This window comes from Roseovarius sp. MMSF_3350 (assembly GCF_030733425.1).
In the GTDB taxonomy this organism is placed as follows: Bacteria; Pseudomonadota; Alphaproteobacteria; order Rhodobacterales; family Rhodobacteraceae; genus Roseovarius.
Map to the genome: position 1 here is coordinate 225,913 of NZ_JASHIZ010000001.1, position 19,870 is coordinate 245,782.

18 protein-coding genes are annotated in these 19,870 nt (G+C 65.5%); 10 read left to right on the forward strand and 8 right to left on the reverse strand.

Annotated elements, in window-relative coordinates:
- The first annotated feature begins 123 nt into the window (after positions 1–123).
- The 4 genes from RBB31_RS01100 (at position 124) to RBB31_RS01115 (ending at position 4,865) form a co-directional block, all read left to right on the forward strand.
- Positions 124–2,949, forward strand: coding sequence for a molybdopterin oxidoreductase family protein (locus RBB31_RS01100; protein WP_306127414.1), 2,826 nt, complete (start codon positions 124–126; stop codon positions 2,947–2,949).
- Positions 2,950–3,064: 115 nt separating this feature from the next.
- On the forward strand, positions 3,065–3,217 hold the full coding sequence (locus tag RBB31_RS01105; RefSeq protein ID WP_306127415.1) for a hypothetical protein: 153 nt from the start codon (positions 3,065–3,067) through the stop codon (positions 3,215–3,217).
- On the forward strand, positions 3,214–3,993 hold the full coding sequence (locus tag RBB31_RS01110; RefSeq protein WP_306127416.1) for a 4Fe-4S dicluster domain-containing protein: 780 nt from the start codon (positions 3,214–3,216) through the stop codon (positions 3,991–3,993). The genes RBB31_RS01105 and RBB31_RS01110 overlap by 4 nt, the downstream gene beginning before the upstream one ends.
- Positions 3,993–4,865, forward strand: coding sequence for a DmsC/YnfH family molybdoenzyme membrane anchor subunit (locus RBB31_RS01115; protein ID WP_306127417.1), 873 nt, complete (start codon positions 3,993–3,995; stop codon positions 4,863–4,865). The genes RBB31_RS01110 and RBB31_RS01115 overlap by 1 nt, the downstream gene beginning before the upstream one ends.
- 15 nt (positions 4,866–4,880) lie before the next feature.
- On the opposite strand, the gene RBB31_RS01120 is transcribed toward RBB31_RS01115, so the two are convergent.
- Positions 4,881–5,477 carry a DUF1523 family protein gene (locus RBB31_RS01120; RefSeq protein WP_306127418.1) on the reverse strand — a complete coding sequence of 199 codons (597 nt, stop codon included), beginning with the start codon at positions 5,475–5,477 and terminating at the stop codon, positions 4,881–4,883.
- A 366-nt stretch (positions 5,478–5,843) separates the two neighbouring features.
- On the opposite strand from RBB31_RS01120, the gene RBB31_RS01125 reads away from it, so the two are divergent.
- A complete protein-coding gene (locus RBB31_RS01125) occupies positions 5,844–6,824 on the forward strand; it encodes a P1 family peptidase (RefSeq protein ID WP_306127419.1) in 981 nt (326 codons plus the stop codon).
- Between the two features lie 89 nt (positions 6,825–6,913).
- Here the strand turns inward: RBB31_RS01125 and RBB31_RS01130 are convergent, their stop codons facing one another.
- Entirely contained in the window at positions 6,914–7,702 is a 789-nt protein-coding gene (locus tag RBB31_RS01130; protein ID WP_306127420.1) for an alpha/beta hydrolase, read from the reverse strand.
- An 83-nt stretch (positions 7,703–7,785) separates the two neighbouring features.
- Here RBB31_RS01130 and RBB31_RS01135 point away from each other — a divergent pair, with 83 nt between their 5' ends.
- The 4 genes from RBB31_RS01135 to RBB31_RS01150 all read left to right on the forward strand — a co-directional run bounded on the left by RBB31_RS01135 (position 7,786) and on the right by RBB31_RS01150 (position 12,874).
- Positions 7,786–9,264 carry an NAD-dependent succinate-semialdehyde dehydrogenase gene (locus RBB31_RS01135; protein ID WP_306127421.1) on the forward strand — a complete coding sequence of 493 codons (1,479 nt, stop codon included), beginning with the start codon at positions 7,786–7,788 and terminating at the stop codon, positions 9,262–9,264.
- An 8-nt stretch (positions 9,265–9,272) separates the two neighbouring features.
- On the forward strand, positions 9,273–10,166 hold the full coding sequence (locus tag RBB31_RS01140) for a dihydrodipicolinate synthase family protein (protein WP_306127422.1): 894 nt from the start codon (positions 9,273–9,275) through the stop codon (positions 10,164–10,166).
- A 156-nt stretch (positions 10,167–10,322) separates the two neighbouring features.
- Positions 10,323–10,859: an RNA polymerase sigma factor gene (locus tag RBB31_RS01145; protein WP_306127423.1), complete on the forward strand. Its 537-nt coding sequence runs from the start codon at positions 10,323–10,325 to the stop codon at positions 10,857–10,859.
- A complete protein-coding gene (locus RBB31_RS01150) occupies positions 10,856–12,874 on the forward strand; it encodes a von Willebrand factor type A domain-containing protein (protein ID WP_306127424.1) in 2,019 nt (672 codons plus the stop codon). Before RBB31_RS01145 ends, RBB31_RS01150 begins: the two co-directional genes overlap by 4 nt.
- 72 nt (positions 12,875–12,946) lie before the next feature.
- Here the strand turns inward: RBB31_RS01150 and RBB31_RS01155 are convergent, their stop codons facing one another.
- The 6 genes from RBB31_RS01155 to RBB31_RS01180 all read right to left on the reverse strand — a co-directional run bounded on the left by RBB31_RS01155 (position 12,947) and on the right by RBB31_RS01180 (position 19,237).
- A complete protein-coding gene (locus RBB31_RS01155; RefSeq protein WP_306127425.1) occupies positions 12,947–13,414 on the reverse strand; it encodes an Hsp20 family protein in 468 nt (155 codons plus the stop codon).
- Between the two features lie 141 nt (positions 13,415–13,555).
- Entirely contained in the window at positions 13,556–14,377 is an 822-nt protein-coding gene (locus RBB31_RS01160) for a serine protease (protein WP_306127426.1), read from the reverse strand.
- 3 nt (positions 14,378–14,380) lie between these two features.
- The gene (locus tag RBB31_RS01165; RefSeq protein WP_371931277.1) at positions 14,381–15,154 is read right to left on the reverse strand and encodes a serine protease; all 774 of its coding nucleotides are present in this window, start codon (positions 15,152–15,154) and stop codon (positions 14,381–14,383) included.
- Between the two features lie 120 nt (positions 15,155–15,274).
- On the reverse strand, positions 15,275–16,561 hold the full coding sequence (gene glcF, locus RBB31_RS01170; RefSeq protein ID WP_306127428.1) for a glycolate oxidase subunit GlcF: 1,287 nt from the start codon (positions 16,559–16,561) through the stop codon (positions 15,275–15,277).
- Positions 16,562–16,616: 55 nt separating this feature from the next.
- Positions 16,617–17,753, reverse strand: a complete 1,137-nt coding sequence (gene glcE / locus RBB31_RS01175) for a glycolate oxidase subunit GlcE (RefSeq protein WP_306127429.1) — start codon at positions 17,751–17,753, stop codon at positions 16,617–16,619.
- A gap of 44 nt (positions 17,754–17,797) precedes the next feature.
- Entirely contained in the window at positions 17,798–19,237 is a 1,440-nt protein-coding gene (locus RBB31_RS01180; RefSeq protein ID WP_306127430.1) for an FAD-linked oxidase C-terminal domain-containing protein, read from the reverse strand.
- A gap of 145 nt (positions 19,238–19,382) precedes the next feature.
- Between RBB31_RS01180 and RBB31_RS01185 the strand changes: the two genes are divergently transcribed.
- On the forward strand, positions 19,383–19,742 hold the full coding sequence (locus tag RBB31_RS01185) for a hypothetical protein (RefSeq protein ID WP_306127431.1): 360 nt from the start codon (positions 19,383–19,385) through the stop codon (positions 19,740–19,742).
- Positions 19,743–19,870: the final 128 nt, after the last annotated feature.

Here is a 19,870-nt window from a genome sequence, read left to right on the forward strand (position 1 = left end):
GCGCAAAGGATTTTCGGCTTTTCCGGCAGAGCGCTTCGGGAAAGCGAACGAACCGAGAGAAGCAGTCGCGGGGCGGTGAGAACTGGCCTAGCGTGACCGGGACAAGCAAAGGGAGGCGACGACATGCTGGATCAGCCCAAACTGGATACCTCGCCCAAGGTGTCCGACGAGGTGCGCAAGACCACCTGTTACATGTGCGCCTGCCGCTGCGGGATCAACGTGCATATGAAGGACGGCAAGGTCGCCTATATCGAGGGCAACCGCGACCACCCGGTGAACAAGGGCGTGCTGTGCGCCAAGGGCAGCGCCGGGATCATGCAGCACAACGCGCCGGCGCGGCTGCGGGCGCCGTTGAAGCGGGTCGGGCCTCGGGGGTCGGGCGAGTTCGAGGAGATCAGCTGGGACGAGGCGCTTGAGATCGCCACGGGCTGGCTGGAGCCCTTGCGGCAGGAGGCGCCGGAGAAGCTGGCGTTCTTTACCGGGCGGGACCAGAGCCAGAGCTTCACCAGTTTCTGGGCGCAGAATTTCGGAACGCCGAACTATGCCGCGCATGGCGGGTTCTGCTCCGTCAACATGGCGGCGGCGGGCATCTACACGATGGGCGGCGCGTTCTGGGAGTTCGGTCAGCCGGACTGGGAGAATACCAAGCTGTTCATGATCTTCGGCGTGGCCGAGGACCATGACAGCAACCCGATCAAGATGGGGATCGGGCGCGTGAAGGAGCGCGGCGCCAAGGTGATCGGGGTGAACCCGATCCGATCAGGGTACAACGCCGTGGCGGACGAATGGGTCGGGATCACGCCGGGGACGGATGGGTTGTTCATCCTGGCGCTCGTGCATGAATTGCTGCGCGCGGGGAAGATCGACCTGCGGTACCTGGCGGAGTATACCAATGCGCCGGTGCTGGTGAATTGCGATGCCAGCTCGCCGGAGCAGGGCCTGTTGATGCGCGACGCCGATGGCAAGCTCTTGGTGATCGACCGGGCGACGGGGGAACCTGCGGCGTTCGACAAGAAGGGTGTGAAGCCGGACCTGTCGGCCAGCTATGAAAAGGATGGCGTGACGCACCGGCCGGTGATGCATTTGCTGGCCGAGCGCTACATGGGCGAAGAATACGCGCCCGAGGCGGTGGCGGAGCGGTGCGGCGTGAGTGCGCGGCGCATCCGGGCGATTGCTGCGGAACTGGCGCGGGTTGCCTTCGAGGAAGAGATCGTGCTGGACCGCGAATGGACGGACTTCCGGGGGCAGACACACAAGACGATGGTGGGCCGCCCGGTGAGTTTCCACGCGATGCGGGGGATCTCGGCGCATTCCAACGGGTTTCAGACCTGCCGGAGCCTGCATTTGTTGCAGATCCTGCTGGGGTCGGTCGAGGTGCCGGGGGGCTTTCGGTTCAAGCCGCCTTATCCCAAGCCCGTGAGCATCCACCCGACGCCGCATTGCAAGGTGACGCCCGGCAAGCCCTTGGACGGGCCGCATCTGGGGTTCGTGCGCGGGCCGGAGGATCTGGCGCTGAAGGAGGACGGGACACCGGCGCGGATCGACAAGGCGTTCACCTGGGAGAACCCGATGAGCGCGCATGGCATGATGCACATGGTCATCAGCAATGCCCATGCGGGAGACCCCTACAAGATCGACACGCTGTTCATGTACATGGCGAACATGGCGTGGAATTCCACGATGAACACGCGCGGCGTGATCGACATGCTGACGGACAAGGGCGACGACGGCGAGTATGTCATTCCGCATATCATCTATTCGGATGCGTATAGTTCCGAGATGGTTGCCTATTCCGACCTGATCCTGCCCGACACGACCTATCTGGAGCGGCATGACTGCATCAGCCTGCTGGACCGCCCGATCTGCGAGGCGGATGCCGCCGCCGACGCGATCCGCTGGCCGGTGGTGGAGCCAGACCGGGATGTGAAGGGGTTTCAGACCGCGCTGGTTCTGTTGGCCAACAAGATGGGGCTGCCGGGGTTCACCAACGAGGATGGCAGCGCCAAGTGGGCGGACTATGCCGATTACATCGTCAACCACGAACGCAAGCCGGGGATCGGCCCGCTGGCCGGGTGGCGCAAGGGCGAGGACGGTCTGACCCACGGGCGTGGCGCGCCGAACGAGGACCAACTGGAGAAATATATCGAGAATGGCGGGTTCTTCGTGAACCACATCGCCGAGGAACACGCCTATATGAAGCCATGGAACATGGGCTATCAGGAGTGGGCGGTGGGTATGGGCCTGTATGACAGCCCGCAGCCTTATATCTTCGATCTTTATGCCGAAACGATGCGCAAGTTCCAGCTGGCCGCCGAGGGGCATGGGGAACGGCAACCACCCGAACATCTGCGCGAGCGGATCAAGGCGACGCTGGACCCTCTGCCGGTGTGGTATCCGCCCTTCGAGGACGGGCATGTGGACCCGGTGGAGTATCCCGTGCACGCGCTGACGCAGCGGCCGATGGCGATGTATCATTCCTGGGGGAGCCAGAACGCGTGGCTGCGGCAGATTCATGGGCGCAATCCGCTGTACCTGCCGACGAAGATCTGGGAGGCGGAGGGGTTTGCCGAGGGGGATTGGGCGCGTGTGACCTCAGCGCATGGCGAGATCACGGTGCCGGTGGCGCATATGGCCGCGCTCAATGAGAATACCGTCTGGACGTGGAACGCGATCGGCAAGCGCAAGGGGGCCTGGGCGCTGGAAAAGGACGCGCCGGAGGCCACGAAGGGGTTTCTGCTCAATCACCTGATTCACGAGTTGTTGCCGCCCAAGGGCGACGGGCTGCGCTGGGCGAACAGCGACCCGGTGACGGGGCAGGCGGCGTGGTTCGACCTGCGCGTGAAGATCGAGAAGACAGCAGCGCCCGAGGAGGTGCACCCGACATTAGCGCCGATCCGGTCGCCGGTGGGGACCGGGCCGGACGAGCTGCGCTGGAAGGTGGGCAAATGAGCGCGGGACTTTTCTTGGAAGAAAATTGCCAAGACTTTTTGAAAAGTCTTGGGCGGAAAATGCGTATTTTCCGGCCCATTTTCCGCGCGGAAAATGAGTGCGCGGAGGTGCGGCGGTGAGCGGCAAGACCCTGACATTGGTCGCCATATTGGCGTTCGTGATTTTCGTGGTCGGCACCTTCGCGTGGTTCATCGGCAATTGGAATGCGAGCGAGGACGCGGCCCCGACCGGCGCGGTCCCAGCCAAGACAGAGGAGCGGCAAGCATGACGACGCTTCCCGAGACGACGCAGCGCAAGATGGGGCTGGTGATCGACCTGGATACCTGTGTGGGCTGTCACGCTTGCGTGGTCAGCTGCAAAGGGTGGAACACCGAGAATTACGGCGCGCCGCTGAGCGATCAGGACGCCTATGGGGCCGATCCTCGCGGGACGTACCTGAACCGGGTGCATTCCTACGAGGTGCAACCCCTGGCGGAAAGCGGGATGCCGCAGCCGGCGGCGCAGCTCATTCACTTTCCCAAGTCGTGTCTGCATTGCGAGGATGCACCATGCGTCACCGTATGTCCGACTGGCGCCAGCTACAAGCGGGTCGAGGACGGGATCGTTCTGGTGAACGAGAGCGACTGCATCGGCTGTGGCTTGTGCGCCTGGGCCTGTCCCTATGGCGCGCGCGAGATGGACGCGGCCGAGGGCGTGATGAAGAAATGCACGCTGTGCGTCGACCGGATCTACAACGACAACTTGCCGGAGGTGGACCGGGTGCCGGCCTGCGTGCGGACATGCCCGGCAGGGGCACGGCATTTCGGAGATCTTGGCGATCCGGAGAGCGACGTGTCGAAGCTGGTCGAAGAGCGTGGCGGAATGGACCTGATGCCGGAACAGGGTACCAAGCCGGTGAACCAGTACCTGCCGCCGCGGCCCAAGGACCGCGTCATGGCGGCGCCGGATGAGCAGATCGACGTCCTGGCGCCGCTTTTGGCGCCCGTGGCCGAAGAACCCAAGGGATTCATCGGCTGGCTCGACAAGGCTCTGGAGAAGATCTGATGCATCCTGCACCGTCCGTTATCGTATTCACCACGCTGTCGGGGCTTGGGTTCGGCCTGTTGTTCTGGCTGGGGCTTGGGGTTTTGGTGCCCACAGGCTGGGTCGCGTTTACCTTTTTCGTGATCGGCTACCTGCTGGCGGTGGGCGGGCTGATGGCTTCGACCTTTCACCTGGGCCACCCGGAGCGGGCGCTGAAGGCGTTCACGCAGTGGCGGTCTTCGTGGCTGAGCCGGGAAGGGGTTTCATCTGTCGCGGCGCTGATCGTGATGGCGATTTATGGCGCGGGACTGGTATTCTTCGATACGCGGTGGGTGCTGGTGGGGGTGATCGGGGCGGTGCTGTCGGCGGTGACGGTGTTCACCACCTCGATGATCTACACGCAGATGAAGACCGTGCCGCGGTGGAACACGCCGCTGACGCCGCTGCTTTACATGTCGACCTCGCTGGCGGGCGGCGCATTGCTGGCTGGGCAGGTGATGATCGCGCTGGTCATGCTACCCGTGGCGGCGGCGCTGCAGGTGTTGTATTGGCTGCGCGGGGACAAGGCGCTGGAAAAGAGCGGCACGAACCTGGCGACGGCGACGGGGCTGGGGCATATCGGCAGCGTGCGGTCGTTCGAGCCGCCGCATACCGGCAACAATTACCTGTTGCGGGAATTCGTCTACGTGGTGGGGCGCAAGCACGCGCAGAAGCTGCGGATGATCGCGCTCTTGTTCGGATACACGGTGCCGTTCGTCCTGCTGCTGGTGCCGTTTTCGCATATCGCGGCGCTGGTGGCCGTGCTGGCGCATCTGGGCGGGATCGCGGCGTCGCGCTGGCTGTTCTTTGCCGAGGCCGAGCACGTGGTGGGCCTCTATTACGGAAAGCGCTAGGGGTCTTTCCCGCCCTTACAGGCGGTCGCGGCCCGGTCGGGGGTCGGTCAGGCCCCATTCGTCCGTGACGGGATCAACCCGGCGTTCGCGGAAGCGCACCCAGCGGGCGCGGATGGCCCAGACGAGGGCGGCCAGCAGCGTCAGGAAGATGATGTTGAACCACGGGATGATTGTGACGTTCGGGCCCTCGACGGGCTCGACCGAGATGGCGTTGGGGAAGATCGAGAAGAATTCGTTGCGCCAGCCGTAATGGGTGATCGAGACCCATTTGGGCGTCTCTGAGGTCGAGCGCAGGTCGGCCGCTTCGGCCTGAAGATTCGACGTGTCGAACTTGAAATAGGGCGGCCAGCCCCAGCCGGTATCCTCATTGCGGTAGACCATGACGCCGCCGTCGGCGAGGCGGGTCTGGATGAAGAAGATATCGCGGTTGGCCGTGCCTTCGGCGTCGCCGGTGCCCACGTTGGACCAGAAGATCGAGTTTTCGCCGAAATCGATGCGCTTTTCATAGGTGTCGGTGACGCGCGCGATGTCGTGCTGCGGCAGGGTATAGTGCAGGAAGCCCGCGACCAGCAGCCAGAAGGCGGCGACGAATATCCATTTGATGTAGTGCATGGCGACCCTCTTTGGCGTGTTGCCCTTATATCTAGGTTCGCAGGACTGAAGACAACAGCCAGAGGGACAGGGAGGCCCTGGCTCGGGGGCCGGAGCGGGGTTATGTCATTTTGGAACGCGGGGTGTGTGACACCGAGCCGACCACGTTGAACTCTGGCCCGTAGTCGGGTTTGGGAGGCAGTCATGGTGTGACCCTCCTAATCAAAGAAAGGTCCCGGCGTTCAGAACTGTTGGGATGTGAGACTCGTGGTTGGGGCGACGCCCTCGCCGGCGGGTCTGAGGCTGTTGTTGCAGAGCGGAATGGGTCTGGCAAGATGGTCTGCGACAGAATGAGGACTGGAACGGACCATGAGGGCAAGACCGGGAATGCGGAACCTGATCACGGATGTGCCGGGGATACTGGTGGGACAGGCCGAAGATGCGGCAGTGAAGACCGGGGTGAGCGTGGTGGTGGGCGATGCCCCGTTCACGGCGGGTGTGCACGTGATGGGCGGGGCGCCGGGCACGCGCGAGACGGATCTGCTGGCGCCGGACAAGGTGGTGGAGGAGGTCGATGCGCTGGTGCTGTCGGGCGGGTCGGCCTTTGGCCTGGATGCGGCGTCGGGCGTGGCGGACGGGTTGCGCGTCGAGGGGCGCGGCTTTGCCGTGGGCGGCCAGCGCGTGCCGATCGTGCCGGGGGCGATCCTGTTCGATCTGCTGAACGGCGGGGACAAGGATTGGGGGGAGAACCCGTACAAGCGGCTGGGGCGGGAGGCGCTGGCGGCTCGGGGCGAGGCGTTCGATCTGGGGTCGTTCGGGGCTGGTGCAGGCGCGGTGACGGCGGATTTCAAGGGCGGCGTGGGATCGGCCTCGGTCGTGCTGGCGTCGGGTGTGACGGTGGGGGCGCTGGTGGCGGTGAACGCGCTGGGCTCGGCGGTGGCCGGCGAGCGCGGGGAGTTCTGGACAGCACCGTTTGAGATGGAGGGCGAGTTTGGCGGCTTGGGCGTGGCGCGGAATTTCGGGGATGTGCAGGAGCCTCGGACAAAGCTGGGGCAGCACGCGGCGACGACGATAGGGGTGGTTGCGACGGATGCAAAGCTGACCCAGGCGCAGTGCACGCGGATGGCGGTGTCGGCGCATGACGGGTTTGCCCGGGCGCTGCTGCCGTCGCACACGCCGATGGACGGGGATCTGATCTTTGCCGCGGCCACGGGGCACGGGGAGGCACCGGACGTGGCGGGGCAGTTGGCGCTGGGGCATGCGGCGGCGAGTTGCGTGGCGCGGGCGATTGCACGGGCGGTTTACGCGGCAAGGCCTGCCGAGGGGGATGTGGTGCCGTGTTGGGTGGAGCGGTTCGGACAGGGATGAGGCGCGGGGAGGCGTGGGTTTTCACCCACCCTACGCAGGGCCTTCGCATCGGGCGCGGCGGGTTGCGGCGAGAAAAAGCTGGGTGTGGGTCAGCCGAGGATGTCTTGCATCAGCGGGCTGTCGGGGCCCTTGAGGGCGTCGATGATATCGAAATGATGGCGGCCTGCGTCGATGCGCAGAGGGCAGGACCAGGCGTCGGCCTGCCAGCGGGCCTGGTCTAGGAAGACGGGGCGTTCCTCGGCGCCGACCCAGATGTGGGTGGGGATGGCGAGGCGGTCGGTCATGAGTGCGGGGCTTTCGGCGGCGGCGGTGGCTTCGGTGAGCTGGAACTGGTCGTTCATCGACGTCTGCAGGAGCGGGCGCAGGTCGGAGACCGGGGAGATCGGGGTGATGGTGGTGATGCGGTCTGTGACATCGCCGGGCAGGAGGCCGGGCTGGGCCATGCGCGAGACGAGGTGGCCGCCGGCGGAGTGGCCGGCGAGGGCGAGGGGGCCGGGTTCGGCGGCGGCGATCGTCTCTACCGCGCGGGCGATCTGGGTGGTGATGTCGGCGATGCGGACGTCGGGGCAGAGGTCGTAGGACGGCATGGCGACGGACCACCCCCGGGCCAGCGCGCCGGTGGCGAAGTGGGACCAGTAGCTGCGGTCGAAGCGGAGCCAGTAGCCGCCGTGGACGAAGATGAGCGTGCCATTCTGATCGGTTTCGGGGCGGAAGATATCATAGGCCTGGCGCGGCGTGTCGCCGTAGGCAACGCCGAGCGCGTCGTGTGCCTGCGCGCGCGCCTCGCGGAAGGTGGCTGCCTCGGCCGCCCAGCGGGGCGGGTAGCTTTCGCCGTCCGGGATGTAGGGGACGTTGGCGTAGGCGTCGTCCAGTTTCATGATTTTCTCCTTTGGTCTGGCCCTAGACATTCCGTGCCCCAGATGCTTTGCCATGAGCAACAGTTTTTGCCGGAGGATGCGTCATGCTCGATACTGCCACCAACCTGAAATCGCTGCTGAAGGACCCCGACCTGCTGGCCGAGAAGGCTTATGCCGGGGGTGAGTGGATCGACGGCGCGGACGGCGCGACCTTCGAGGTTGTGAACCCGGCGCGACGGGACGTGATCGCCAACGTGGCGGACCTCGATCGCAAGCAGGTGGCCGATGTGATTGCGGGAGCCGCGAAGGCGCAGAAGGAATGGGCCAAGTGGACCGGCAAGGAGCGCGCCGCGGTGCTGCGCAAGTGGTTCGACCTGATGATGGAGCACCAGGAGGACCTGGGCACGATCCTGACCGCAGAGCAGGGCAAGCCGCTGGCCGAGGCCAAGGGCGAGATCGCCTATGGAGCGTCGTTCATCGAATTCTTCGGCGAGGAAGCCAAGCGGGTCTATGGCGAGATGATCCCCGGCCACCAGCGCGACAAGCGGATCATGGTGTTGAAGCAGCCCATCGGGGTGGCGGCATCGATCACGCCGTGGAATTTCCCGAATGCGATGATCACGCGCAAGGCTGCGCCCGCGCTGGCGGCGGGCTGTGCCTTTGTCGGGCGTCCGGCGGCGGAGACGCCCCTTTCGGCCACGGCGATGGGTGTGCTGGCCGAGCGGGCGGGGATCCCGGCGGGGGTGTTCAACATCGTGACCTCGTCGCGGTCCTCGGACATCGGCAAGGAGTTCTGCGAGAACCCGAACGTGCGCAAGCTGACCTTTACCGGGTCGACCGAAGTGGGGCGGATCCTGCTGCGGCAAGCTGCCGACCAGGTGATGAAATGCTCGATGGAGCTGGGCGGGAACGCGCCCTTCATCGTGTTCGACGACGCCGACGTGGATGCCGCCGTGGAAGGCGCGATCATGTGCAAGTTCCGCAACAACGGGCAGACCTGTGTCTGCGCCAACCGGATCTATGTGCAGGCCGGGGTGTATGATGCCTTTGCCGAGAAGCTGAAGGACCGGGTGAGCCAGATGAAGGTGGGCGACGGGCTGGAGGACGGCACCGAGTTGGGGCCGCTGATCAACCCGGAAGCGTCCGAGAAGGTGGTGGAGCATATCGAGGATGCCAAGGTCAAGGGTGGCAAGGTGATCCTTGGGGGTGCGGATGGCGAGATGGACGGCAACTTCTTTCAGCCGACGATCCTGACGGGTGTGACGCAGGACATGAAGGTGAGCCAGGAAGAGACGTTCGGGCCGCTGGCGCCGCTCTTCAAGTTCGAGGACGAGGATGACGTGATCGCCATGGCGAACGACACTATCTTTGGCCTTGCCAGCTATTTCTATGCCAAGGATTTGAGCCGGGTCTACAAGGTGGCCGAGGCGCTGGAATACGGGATTGTGGGGGTGAATACCGGCATCATCTCGACCGAGGTGGCGCCGTTCGGCGGCGTGAAGCAGTCGGGCTTGGGCCGGGAAGGCAGCCATCACGGGATCGACGATTTCCTGGAGATGAAATACGTCTGCATGAGCGTGTGAGGCGCGGCATGGAAGACGGGTTTCACGGGGTCTTTCCCTACCTGGTGTCGCCGCTGGATGGCGAGGGCCGGGTCAATCGCGAGGTGCTGACGCGGCTTTGTGACGACCTGATCGACGCGGGCGTGCATGGGCTGACGCCGCTGGGCTCGACGGGAGAGTTCGCGTATCTCAGCTGGGAGCAGAAGCGCGATATCGTCGAGACGGTCGTGGCGGCCGCCAGAGGCCGGGTGCCGGTGATCGCGGGTGTTGCGGCGACGACGACGCAAGAGGCCGTGCGGCAGGCGCGGGAATTCGCGGCGATGGGCTGTGACGGTATTCTTGCCGTTCTGGAGGCGTACTTCCCGGTGAGCGATGCTGGCATCAAGGCGTATTTCACTGCCGTTGCCGCGGCGGTGGACCTGCCGATCGTGATCTACACCAACCCGAATTTTCAGCGTAGCGATCTGAGCGTGCCATTGATCGCGGAGCTGGCGGAGATACCGAACATCCGCTGCCTGAAAGACGCGTCGAGCAATACCGGGCGGCTGTTGTCGATCATGGAAAGGGTGGGCGACAAGCTGGATATCTTTGCCGCGTCGGCGCATATCCCGGCCTGCGTGATGCTGATCGGGGGCAAGGGCTGGATGGCGGGGCCGGCGTGCATCGTGCCGAAGCAGAGTGTGAAACTCTATGAGCTGTGCAAGGTCGGGCAGTATCAGGCGGCGATGGAGTTGCAGCGCGAATTGTGGGCGCTGAACCAGGCGTTCGCGAAATACAATCTTGCAGCCTGCGTGAAGGGTGGGCTGGAGTTGCAGGGGTATGCCGTGGGCGAACCGCTGCCGCCGCAGGACGGGTTGAGCGATGCCGGCCGGGCCGAGTTGAAGGCGGTGCTGGAACGGGTCGGGGCCCTGCAGGCGGGATGACATCTTGCCGAGGTGGGATGGAATCCCGTCAAGGTGGAATGGAATCCCGTCAAGGTGGGATGAAATCCAACCCTACACCCGCATTGACGGCGTGAAATTTCTTTCGCGCGTCGCCAAGAATCGAAGCTTGGGCGGCGTCCTACAATCGTGATGCGCATGACAGTCAGCGACGAAACCCTGGCCCGAGCCGCCGCCGATGGCGATGTGGCGGCCTTCTCGACCTTGGTCGAGCGGCATTACGATGCCGTGTTCCGGCTGGCATTCCGACTGACCGGCGCGAGGGCGGAGGCGGAGGATTTGACGCAGGACGTGTGCGCGGCGCTGCCGGGAAAGCTGGGCGGCTTTCGTGGGGCGTCGAGGTTCACCACCTGGCTGTGGCGAGTGGTGGTGAATGCGGCCCATGACCGGCGGCGCAGGGCGGCCGTGCGGGCGAGTTACGCGGAAGGCTGGGGCGACTGGGAAGTGGACCGGCGGGCGGCGGAGGCGGAGGTGGCCGAGGCGGTGGGCTGGCTGACGGAAGCGATGCGGGCCCTGCCGGAGGAATTGCGGGACACGCTGGCGCTGGTGCTGGACGACATGAGCCATGCGGAAGCCGGCGAGGTGCTGGGCATCTCGGGCGGCACGGTGGGGTGGCGCGTTTCGGAGGCCAAGAAACATCTGCGCGCGATGCGCGCGCGAGAGGAGGACGCATGAGCGACGACCTCGACGATCTGAAGGCCATGATGCGGGCCGCGACGCCGAAGCCGGATGCCGACAGGAAGGCGGCGGATCTGGCCTTGGCGCGGAAAAATTTCGCCGATCTCCAAGAGGCGCGGGATGGTGCCCGTCAAACCTCTGATCGCCCGAGAAAGGGCCTTGTCAGAGGAGTGAGGGACATGTTGATGCGGATGAATACGCGCGGGGCGCTGACGGCAACGACGGCGCTGGTGGCGCTGGGGATGGTCGTGGTGGTGCCGGATTGGCACAACGCGCCGGCGCTGCGGGGGGCGCAGCCGGTGGTGACCGAAGCGGATGACGGTTTGGCGGGCATGGGCGTGCGCAGGGAAGCGCCTGCGCGGGAGGCGGCGGAGCAGATGGCGCTGGACGTCGCCCCGGCAGAGCCCGCGCCGAAGGCCGAGGCGCCACGGCCTGCGCCGGAGCCCCAGGTGGCGCGACCGGAGGCAGGCGTTGCAAAGCAGAGGCAGATGGCCCCGCAGACGATGCAGTCGCAGGCCTTGTCCGATGCGGAGGGAAATGCCGGGAGCGCGGCGAACACGACGCCGGTCGGACGCATCGCGCAGCCGGATGCGGATGGCGTGGCGGCCCTGCCGGAAAGCGATACCGAGGCGTTTCCCGAGGCGGAGCCGAACGCGCTGAAGATCACGAGCGAAGAGCCGGTTTCGACGTTCTCGATCGACGTGGATACGGCATCGTATGGTACGGTGCGGTCGTCCTTGCGAGCCGGTTTCCTGCCGCCGAAGGAGGCGGTGCGGATCGAGGAAATGGTGAACTATTTCCCCTATGAATACGCCGCGCCCGAAGGCGATGCGCCGTTCGAGCCGACGGTGAGCGTGACGGACGCGCCGTGGAACCCGGACACGCAGCTGGTGCATATCGCGATCCAGGGCGAGGTGCCCCGCGTGGCGGACCGCCCGCCACTGAACCTTGTTTTTTTGATCGACACGAGCGGGTCGATGCAGGCGGCGAACAAGCTGCCGCTGTTGAAGCAGTCCTTGGCGCTGATGCTGCCGCAGCTGACCGAGCGGGACAGCGTGGCGATCGTGACCTACGCGGGCAGCGCGGGGCAGGCGCTGGCGCCGACACCGGCGACGGAGCGGGAGACGATCCTGGGCGCGCTGGATCGGTTGGAGGCCGGTGGCTCGACCGCCGGACAGGCGGGTTTGGAGCAGGCGTATGCCTTGGCAGAGGAAATGGGCGGAGATGGAGAGGTGTCGCGGGTGATCCTGGCGACGGACGGGGTTTTCAACGTGGGGATCAGCGACCCGGAGGCCTTGAAGGACTATATTGCCGAGCAGCGGGAGAGCGGCACCTACCTGTCGGTGATGGGGTTCGGGCGCGGCAACCTGGACGATGCGACAATGCAGGCGTTGGCGCAGAACGGAAACGGGCAGGCGGCCTATATCGACACGCTGAGCGAGGCGCAGAAGGTGATGGTCGACCAGGTAAGCGGGGCGCTTTACTCGATTGCCGATGACGTGAAGATCCAGGTGGAGTTCAATCCGGCGGCCGTGGTCGAGTACCGGCTGATCGGGTACGAGACGCGTGCCTTGCGGCGCGAGGATTTCAACAATGACCGGGTGGACGCGGGCGATATCGGGGCAGGGCACCAGGTGACCGCGCTCTACGAGATCACACCCGTGGGCTCGCCCGCGCAGATGAGTGACCCGTTGCGATATGGTGCGGCGGAGGCGGTAAGCGGAGAGGCCGAGGAGCTTGGGTATTTCAAGCTGCGGTACAAAAATCCCGGCGAGGATGAGAGCCGGTTGATTGAGCAACCTATCGTCGAAGGTGGCGAGGCCGGGGCCGAAGCGCGGTTCGCGGCGGCGATTGCGGGGTTCGGGCAGTTGTTGCGGGGTGAGACGTACCTTGGGGATTGGGGCTATGCGGATGCGATTGCGCTGGCCAACGGGGCGAAGGGCGAGGACCCGTTCGGATATCGCGCCGAGGCGGTGCAGCTGATGCGGCTGGCGGAGAGCCTGTCGCGGTGAGAGGCCACGGGCGGCTTAAGAAAAAACGCCCCGTGGTGGCCACGGGGCGTTTCTTATGAAATGAAGCGTCGCTTAGTTGACGGTCTCGGCGTCGACGACATCCTTGTGGGTGGATGTGCCGCTGGCGATCTCGATGCGGCGGGGTTTCAGCCGCTCGGGCACCTCGCGCACCAGCTCGATATGCAGCATGCCGTCGGTGTGGGTCGCGCCGGTGACCTTGACGTGGTCGGCCAGCTGGAACTTGCGTTCGAAGGCGCGGGTGGCGATGCCACGATGCAGGTAGGTGCGGTCGCCGTCCTCTTCGGCCTTGCGGGCCGAGACGATCAGGGCGCCTTCGCGCAGCTCGACGGACAGTTCGTCATCGCTGAAGCCTGCGACGGCGATTGAAATGCGGTAGGCATCGTCGGCCGTCTTTTCGATGTTGTAGGGGGGATAGGTGGGGTGATTGACGTCACCGGCGAGGACGCGGTCCATCATGTCGGCAATCTGGTCAAACCCGATGGAAGCCCGGTAAAGCGGGGCAAGATCAAAGTTACGCATTGGAATCCTCCGTTGAGCGATACCTATGTGGATGCCTTCCCGAACGGGACAGGCAGTTTCCGCCGACCCGCGATGCGGCGTCGGACGACCGTTATCTGGGGAGGGAAAAAGCCGGTTTCAAGACCCCCGGCAAGGCTGAAATCACTGAATTTTCTCGAAGCGGGCGCCGGAGGCTTTGCCGCCACGGGTGATGTCGACCTTGCGAAAGCCGGTGCTGGCGGTAGCGGGGGTGCCGGACGCCTCCGCGCGCAGCTTGCGCTTGAGCGCCGCGACCGCGTCGGGCAGTTCCATGCCGTATGCGATGGTGGTGCCGTGCTCGGTCCTGTGGCCGCCGACGACGAGGCTGACGATGCGGGCACGGTAGCCGCCGTCGGAGAAGACGGGTGCGCCGGAAGAACCGAAGGTCACGTTGCAGTTGAATGAAATCAGGCCCTGCCCACGGCGCAGCACATCGCACTGACGTTCCCAGGACAAGGCGTCGTCGCGCTTGCGGCCGTAGGAGACCACGCTGACGTCATCGCCCCGCGTGGGATTGTGGTGCAGCGCAAAGGGGCTGGCCGTGGCGGTGGGGATGGGGACGCTGAGCTCCAGCAAGGCAACGTCGCGGCGGACATTGGCGGCGGACATTCCGTCAGTGGGGCGATAGCCGTCGGCCACCACATAGCGGCTGACGTTCCGTGCGGCGATGGCCGCCCCGTCGCGCAGCCCGGCGCGGAAGACGATACGCTCGGGCAGGATCGGCGCGCCGCGATTGTCAAAGACGCAATGCGCCGCCGTCAGCACGAGGTTGTCGGCAATCAGGGTGCCGGTACAATAGCTGTCCTGGCCGAGGTCGATGCGGCCCACGGCCTCCCAACCCAGAAGGTCTTCGCGGTTGGTCAGGCGTATGAGATCGCTGGCGGGGGCCAGGCCGGGCAGTGCAAGCGTGAAGAGCAGAGTGAGGAGTGAAACCAGCCGGGCCAAGGATCAATCCATGTCGGGCGAGGCGAATTTTGCCCCAGTGTCGCGGTTTTGTCCGGTCGAGAACATCTCGGACCGGGTCTGGTTTTCCAGGCGGGCGCCCCCTTCGAGCGCTTCGCGCATCATGGCGAGGGGGCGGTCGAGCGAGGCGCCGAGGGCGACCTTCTTGCCGTGGATCTCGGCCATGGCGGAGACCACGGAGACGATGCGGGGGGCGCCGTCCTCGAAGGTGAAGACAGGGGCGCCGGACGCGCCGTAATCGACGTCGCAGGACATGACCAGCACGCCGCTGCGCTTTTCCAGAACCTGGCACATGTCCTGGAGCGAGGGCGCCTCGGAGCGTTCGCGGGCATAGCTGACCAGCCCGATACGTTCGTGCTTGCGCGGCTGCGTGTCGGTCAGGAACGGGGCGACGCCGGACTTGGCGATGGGATGGTGGAGTTCCAGCAGGGCGATGTCGTTGCGCACGCGGGCGGCGTCGATCCGATTGGAGAAATCGTAGTCAGGGTGCACCACGGCGCGACGGACCCAGCGATAGGCCGTGGCCCGGCCATTGCGCCAGCCGGCGAGGAACTCGATCTGCTGGGTGTCGACGGGCTTGCCGGTGGTGGCGTCGAACAGGCAGTGCGCGGCCGTCAGCACCAGATCGGGCGCGATCAGCGCGCCGGTGCAGAACCCGTTGCCGCCAATGTCGATACGGCCCACGGCCTGCCACTCGCGGCCGTCATCGGTGGTGTCCAGCCGCTGGAGCATCGCATTCTGCGCGGATGCCGACGACATGGACCAGAGCAGGGCAATGACAAGCCCTGGGAAACGCATGCTCTTGAACAAACCGGGTGCCTCGCTTGATTTATCAGCGTGCTACCGGCGCAATATGTCGAAAATAGGGCTGGCCCGCGGTTATTGCCGCAGCGCGGGCGGTTTCGGCCCGCCGGTGGCCCAGTCGAGCAATTCGACGGTGTGCACCACGGGCACGCCGGTGCCCGAGCCGATCTGCATCATGCAGCCGATATTACCGGCGGCGATGATGTCGGGCGACTTGGCCTCGAGCGTCTGAACCTTGCGCGTTTTCAACTGCTTGGAGATGGCGGGCTGCATCAGGTTGTAGGTGCCCGCCGAGCCGCAGCAAAGATGTGCGTCGGCGGGTTCGACCACCTCGAAACCGGCTTTTTTCAGCAGGGTCTTGGGGTGGGTCTTGATCTGCTGGCCATGTTGGAGCGAACAAGCGGCGTGGTAGGCGACGCGGGTGTTCCTGGGCGTGCCCTCTGGCAGGTCGAGTTGCATCAGGAGTTCCGAGACGTCCATGGCGATATCCGACACGCGGGCGGCGTCGTCGGCCAGCGCCTCGGTGCGGAACATGTGGCCGTAATCCTTGACCGTCGTGCCGCAGCCGGAGGTGTTGATGACGATGGCATCCAGCCCGTCGCCGTCCATCTCGGCCGTCCAGGCGCGGATGTTGTGCGCGGCTGTCGCATGGCTTTCGCCAGTCTTGCCCATATGGTGCGTCAGCGCCCCGCAGCAGCCGGCGCCCTTGGTCACCACCACCTCGCAGCCCAGCCGGGTGAGCAGGCGGATGGTGGCGTCGTTGATGTCGGTGTTGAGCGCCTTTTGCGCGCAGCCGGTCATCAGGGCGACGCGTTTCACCGGCTTGTCCCTGGCCGGGAAGGTCTGCGGGTCGTCGTTGCGGCTGACCGGCGGGATGGTTTTTGGCGCCATCTCGATCATGGCGCGCAGGCGGGCGTCGGGGAGGGCCCATTTGAACGGTTTGGCGATCTTGGCGCCCAGCATGGCGACGCGGAACCGGTTCGGATAGGGCAGGATGCGCGCGAGCGTCCAGCGCAGGGCACGCTCGAACATCGGGCGCTGGTAGCGATCCTCGATATATTCGCGGGCGTGGTCGACGAGGTGCATGTAGTGCACACCCGAGGGGCAGGTCGTCATGCAGGCCAGGCACGACAGGCAGCGGTCGATATGCTTCACGGTCTCGCGGTCCGGGTCGCGGTCGTTTTCCAGCATGTCCTTGATCAGGTAGATGCGGCCGCGGGGGCTGTCGAGTTCGTCGCCGAGCACCTGGTAGGTGGGGCAGGTGGCGGTGCAGAAACCGCAATGCACACAGGAGCGCAGGATCTCGTTCGAGCGCTGGATCGCGGGGGATTCGAGCTGTTCGGCGGTGAATTCGGTTTTCATACGATTGGCAATCTACTCAGCGGTGCGAGGGCAGGGCGAAGGATGGGCGTGACCGTCACGCGGCGCGGCCCATCAGGCCGGGGTTGAGAATGCCGCGAGGGTCGAAGCGGGCGCGCAGCCCGTCCTGAAGCGCGGCGACAGGGGGCGAGAGCGGCTGGAACACGCCGCCGGCGGGGTTGCCGCGGATGAGCGTGGCGTGGCCGCCGGCGGCGTTCACGGCGGCGCGGATGGTGTCGCCCCGGGTGTCCTGCGGCACGCGCAGCCACACGAGCCCGCCGCCCCAGTCGTAAAGCGCCTCGGCCCCGTCGACCTGGGCGACGATCCCGGGCGCGTCGGAGGGTTTGACGGACAGTCGCCAGACATCCCCCGGCCCGTCATGGAAACAGGCGACATCGCGGATGTCCTGCCAGAGGCTCGCGTTGATGTCCGGGTCGGTTTCGATCTCGGCGGCGCCGAGGTCGGCCAGAAGGGTCTGGATCCGGCCCGCACGGTAGGCGACGGATTTCTCGAAGCCCTCGATGCGCAGGCAGGTTTGCGGGCCGTTTTCGGTCTGGCGATGTGCGGCGCCGGTGATCTCGAAGGGCGAGCCGAGCGCGCGGGAGAGAGCGGCGACGGCGGTGGTGTCGTCGAGGCCGTCCAATGTGAGCGTGGCGGTAAAGTGGGACTTGGGCAGCACCTTGAGCGCCACCTCGGTCAGCACCCCGAGGGTGCCGTAACTGCCCGCCATGAGCTTGACCAGATCATAGCCGGTGACGTTCTTCATCACGCGTCCGCCGTTGCGGGTAATCTGCCCCTGCCCGTCGACGAAGCGCACGCCCAGCAGAAAATCGCGCGCGGCGCCGGCCTGGATGCGGCGGGGGCCCGAGACATTGGCGGCAAAGACGCCGCCGATGGTGGGCTCTCCGGTGGTGCCCAGAAGGCCGCGATGGTCCATCGGCTCGAACGCGAGGCGCTGGCCTTCTGCGGCCAGGGTCTTGCGCACCTCTTCGACGGGAGTGCCGGACTGGACCACCAGCGTCAGAGCGCCGGGTTCATAGAGGGTTACGCCGGAGAGGCCCGACGTTGTCAGCGGCTGGCCGTTGACCGGTACGCCGATGGGGCGTGTGCCGCCGCCCATGACGCGCAGGGGCTCGGAGGCGGAGGCGACCATCTCGGCCAGTTCGGCCTCGGAAGTGGGGGCAAGGGCTTTCATCGTTCCAAAAATACTCCGGGGTCCGGGGCAGCGCCCCGAAATGGTCATTCAGCCGCGATCCGGCGGGTGTCGGATGATGCGAGCGGGAACACCTTGGCCGGGTTCAGGAGCCACTTGGGATCGAACACGTCCTTGACCGCCATCTGGATTTCCAGATCGGGCGGGTCGTATTGATGCAGCATCAGGTCGCGCTTTTCGATGCCGACGCCGTGCTCGCCGGTGAGGCAGCCGCCGACCTCGACGCAGAGTCTCAGGATATCGGCGCCCAGATCCTCGCAGAGTTCCAGGTCGCCTTCCTTGTTGGCGTCGAACAGGATCAACGGGTGCATGTTGCCGTCGCCCGCATGAAAGACGTTGGCGACGTCGAGGCCGTATTCCCTGGACATCTCGCCGATGCGTTTCAGCACGTAGGGCAGTTCGTTGACCGGGATGGTGCCGTCGAGGCACATGTAGTCATTGATCTTGCCCATCGCGCCGAAGGCGGACTTGCGGCCCAGCCAGATGCGCTTGCTTTCGTCGTCGGAGGAGGATTGGCGCAGCTCGACGGGGTCGTGGCTGCGGGCAATCTCCATGATCGTCTCAAGCTGTTCGTCGATCTCGGCGTCGGAACCTTCGACCTCGACGATCAGAAGCGCCTCGCAATCGGGGTAGCCGGCGCCTGAGAAGGCCTCGGTCGCGCGGATGCAGGGGCGGTCCATGAACTCGATCGCCACGGGCAGGACGCCGGCCTTGATGATGTCCGACACGCACTGGCCCGCGACCTCGGAGGAATCGAAGCCCATCAGCACCGGGCGCGCGCCCTCGGGTTTGTGCAGGATGCGCAGGGTCGCCTCGGTGACGATGCCAAGCTGGCCTTCGGAGCCGCAGATGAGACCGAGGAGGTCCAGCCCGGCGGCATCGAGATATGCGCCGCCGATTTCGGTGATGGTGCCGTCCATCAGCACCATGGTGACGCCCATGAGGTTGTTGGTGGTGACGCCGTATTTCAGGCAATGCGCGCCGCCGGAGTTCATCGCGATGTTGCCCGCGATGGCGCAGGCCAGCTGGCTGGACGGGTCGGGGGCGTAGAAGAAGCCGTCCTCCTCGACCGCACCGGTGACGGAAAGGTTGGTGCGCCCGGTCTGCACGCGGATGAAGCGGTTGTCGTAGTCAGTCTCCAGCACTTCGGACATGCGGGCGACGCCGATGATGACGCTGTCCTCGGTCGGAAGCGCGCCGCCGGCGAGAGAGGTGCCCGCGCCGCGTGGCACCACGGGCACGCCCAGTTCATTGCAGACCTTGAGGGTCTCGGAAACCTCCCAGGTGGAGGCGGGCAGGACCACGGCCAGCGGCGGACATTTGTAGGCCGTCAAACCGTCGCATTCATAGGCGCGGGTCTCGGAGGGATCGTGGATCAGGGCCTCGCGCGGGAGGAACGAGGCCAGCCGGTCGAGCAGTTGCGACTTGCGGGCAAGGATGGTCGGATTGGGCTTTGGCATATCCATGGCGGTCCTCCCGGTGAATTGGTAAGATAATATAACCAATTTCTGTTACCCGCAAGTGCGGCATCCGTGACGCGGTCACAGGAACTGTTAGAACGGCACGCGGTTGTGAGTGCATGTGCTCTGCGGCTTGCGTATAATAACAGACATGAAGAGACTCGCTGCATTTTTCCTGGCCGCGCTGCTGGCCGCACCGGCTTTCGGCGACGAGCCGCAGGTTCTGGACGTGACCGTCGAAAAGGCGGGCATGGTGTGGAACATCCACGTGACGATTCGCCATCCGGACAGCGGTTGGGACCATTATGCCGATGGCTGGGAAGTCCTGGACGCGGCGGGCAACCGGCTGGGCTATCGAGAGCTGATGCATCCGCACGTGAACGAGCAGCCGTTCACCCGGTCGCTGAGCGGTGTGGTGATCCCGGACGGGACGCGCGAGATTTTCGTGCGGGCGCGCTGTTCGGTCGATGGCTGGTCCGGATCGCAGAAACGCGTGGCGTTGCAACCCTGATAAAAGGGACGCGCCCTGGGGCGCGTACAGGTTTTTCTCGGGGTCGGACTTGCGTCCGACGCCTCGGTGGCCTGTGGCGGCGTGACGGGGTTATCCGGGCGTGTCGCGTGCGGCGGATGTGGGAGCCT

What these genes read in the sequence shown, in the direction of transcription:
- RBB31_RS01185 (WP_306127431.1), top strand. Translation starts at nt 19,383, where the DNA reads ATGAAGAGACTCGCTGCATTTTTCCTGGCCGCGCTGCTGGCCGCACCG.
- RBB31_RS01130 (WP_306127420.1), bottom strand. Translation starts at nt 7,702, where the DNA reads ATGAAACTGGACGACGCCTACGCCAACGTCCCCTACATCCCGGACGGC.
- RBB31_RS01120 (WP_306127418.1), bottom strand. Translation starts at nt 5,477, where the DNA reads ATGCACTACATCAAATGGATATTCGTCGCCGCCTTCTGGCTGCTGGTC.
- RBB31_RS01140 (WP_306127422.1), top strand. Translation starts at nt 9,273, where the DNA reads ATGGAAGACGGGTTTCACGGGGTCTTTCCCTACCTGGTGTCGCCGCTG.
- RBB31_RS01135 (WP_306127421.1), top strand. Translation starts at nt 7,786, where the DNA reads ATGCTCGATACTGCCACCAACCTGAAATCGCTGCTGAAGGACCCCGAC.
- RBB31_RS01125 (WP_306127419.1), top strand. Translation starts at nt 5,844, where the DNA reads ATGCGGAACCTGATCACGGATGTGCCGGGGATACTGGTGGGACAGGCC.
- RBB31_RS01115 (WP_306127417.1), top strand. Translation starts at nt 3,993, where the DNA reads ATGCATCCTGCACCGTCCGTTATCGTATTCACCACGCTGTCGGGGCTT.
- RBB31_RS01110 (WP_306127416.1), top strand. Translation starts at nt 3,214, where the DNA reads ATGACGACGCTTCCCGAGACGACGCAGCGCAAGATGGGGCTGGTGATC.
- glcE (WP_306127429.1), bottom strand. Translation starts at nt 17,753, where the DNA reads ATGAAAGCCCTTGCCCCCACTTCCGAGGCCGAACTGGCCGAGATGGTC.
- RBB31_RS01155 (WP_306127425.1), bottom strand. Translation starts at nt 13,414, where the DNA reads ATGCGTAACTTTGATCTTGCCCCGCTTTACCGGGCTTCCATCGGGTTT.
- RBB31_RS01145 (WP_306127423.1), top strand. Translation starts at nt 10,323, where the DNA reads ATGACAGTCAGCGACGAAACCCTGGCCCGAGCCGCCGCCGATGGCGAT.
- RBB31_RS01180 (WP_306127430.1), bottom strand. Translation starts at nt 19,237, where the DNA reads ATGGATATGCCAAAGCCCAATCCGACCATCCTTGCCCGCAAGTCGCAA.
- RBB31_RS01100 (WP_306127414.1), top strand. Translation starts at nt 124, where the DNA reads ATGCTGGATCAGCCCAAACTGGATACCTCGCCCAAGGTGTCCGACGAG.
- RBB31_RS01165 (WP_371931277.1), bottom strand. Translation starts at nt 15,154, where the DNA reads ATGTCGTCGGCATCCGCGCAGAATGCGATGCTCCAGCGGCTGGACACC.
- RBB31_RS01150 (WP_306127424.1), top strand. Translation starts at nt 10,856, where the DNA reads ATGAGCGACGACCTCGACGATCTGAAGGCCATGATGCGGGCCGCGACG.
- glcF (WP_306127428.1), bottom strand. Translation starts at nt 16,561, where the DNA reads ATGAAAACCGAATTCACCGCCGAACAGCTCGAATCCCCCGCGATCCAG.